The sequence below is a fragment of the Kocuria subflava genome (assembly GCF_012163155.1).
Classification (GTDB): domain Bacteria; phylum Actinomycetota; class Actinomycetes; order Actinomycetales; family Micrococcaceae; genus Kocuria; species Kocuria subflava.
On sequence record NZ_JAAVUN010000066.1, the window covers coordinates 1 to 1,689 of the forward strand.

1 protein-coding gene is annotated in these 1,689 nt (G+C 68.0%); it reads right to left on the bottom strand.

All coding sequences use genetic code 11. The features are described from left to right. Positions 1-155 precede the first annotated feature (155 nt). Positions 156-1,565 carry an IS1380 family transposase gene (locus tag GTW58_RS12945; RefSeq protein WP_119933840.1) on the bottom strand — a complete coding sequence of 470 codons (1,410 nt, stop codon included), beginning with the start codon at positions 1,563-1,565 and terminating at the stop codon, positions 156-158. Between the last annotated feature and the right edge of the window lie 124 nt (positions 1,566-1,689).

Here is a 1,689-nt window from a genome sequence, read left to right on the forward strand (position 1 = left end):
AGCCTCGATCCACCGACTCAGGTTCGGGCCGGCGGCCGATATCCCGGATCGGCACTGAGCCGTTTTTTGGCGTGACGTGGTGGCCGGCCTCGCTACCGGTGGTGTTCCACTGATGTTCTTTCGGTTGTGCCGATGCCCGGCGGGTGGTCGGGTGGTTATGCCGGTTGCGGTGGCGGGTGGACGGCGGTGAAGAGCCGCTCGAATCCCTGTTGCCAGGGCCAGGTCTCGGGCAGGCGGATGCGGATCCTGCGGGCGCTGGAGGCGATCCGGGCCGGCAGGTTCACGAGCCGGGTCCGGATGGTGCCGGTCCGGGCCCGGGTGAACTCTCCGGCGGCGAGGGTCCCGGCGGTGCGGGTGAGGTTGTAGGCCATCACCGCGCAGACCAGCCAGGCACTGTTGGCCCCGAAATGTCCGGAGGGCAGGTGTGCCAGAGCACTGTCTTTCAAGTCGGCGTTGACCTGCTCGATGAGCGCATGGCCCCGGTGGGTCTGGTCCGCGGTCACCGTGTCCAGCACCTCCGGGTCGGTGGTGGTGAAGAAGGCGTGGAAGCGGTGGGTGTCGAACAGTGTCGGCTGGTTGGTGTCCTGGGGGTTCAGCTCGGGGATGCGGCGCACCACCAGTCGACCGGGGACCCGTTCGGCTTTCTTCTTCGAGGTGAACGCGGTGAAGGGAACTTCGGCGACCTCGGCTTTGGAGGTCCAGGTGCCGGTGGTCTCATCGTAGATCGCCTCGGGATATTCGATGCCGGTCCACGCTTTCTCGTCGATGCCGACGATGGCGGCCTTGACGGCCTTGTCCATCTTCACGGTCACCGACACCTCCGCCCCGGCGGTGAGCGCGGCGGCCACGGTGGCATGCCCATAGAAAGCGGAGTCGGCCCGGACCAGCACTCGGGCGCCGGCCGCCGGCACCAATCGCTTGAGGATGGCCAGCGAATCCCCGACCAGCCTCGAGGCCCCGCGCGGGGAGCCGACCGAACCGCGGCGCAGCCGCTGACCCAGGATCACCGGGGCCGCGGTCTCGGTGCTGGCGGTGGCCAACAGGGCGTTGAGCCCACGGACCCCGGAGTACCCGTACCCGGAACCCTGCTTCTGGTAGCCGTGGACCTCGATGATCGTGTCGTCCACATCAACATAAACGAACCCCGGATCCGCACCGGCAGCGCCGGTGCGTCCCAGCAGCGGGGCCCGGCCGGCCAGGTTCACCAGGAACCGGGAGGCGACCGCGTCGAGTTGGCGCACGTGCCCGAAGGTGAACTCACGCAGGAACGAGCCCAGGGTCGAGGGCGCATAGCAGCCGCCGAACACCCGTTTCATCGCCCCGTGGCGCAGCACGGCCATGTCATCGATCGAGTCCGCCCCCGTGCACATCCCGGCCACCAGGGCCGCGACCTTCGCCCCGGCGTTGGCGCCCTTGTCGGTCGGCACGCTCAACCGACCTCCGGCCAGCTGGTGCAGGCCGGCCTGGGCGGCCAGTTCCATCACCGGCACCAGCCCGGCGGACCCGATGAGGTTCGGCTCGTCGAAGGAAACTGACACGGCAGCAGGCGTGTGGGAAACTTGCATCTGCGAGATGCCCTCTCATCGCGGTGGAACGGAACCCTGAACAAGTCCCATTCTTCCCGGTCAGACGGGCATCCCGTCTTTAGTTACGGCCCAGCACCGACGCACTCATCGGTGGATCAAGGCT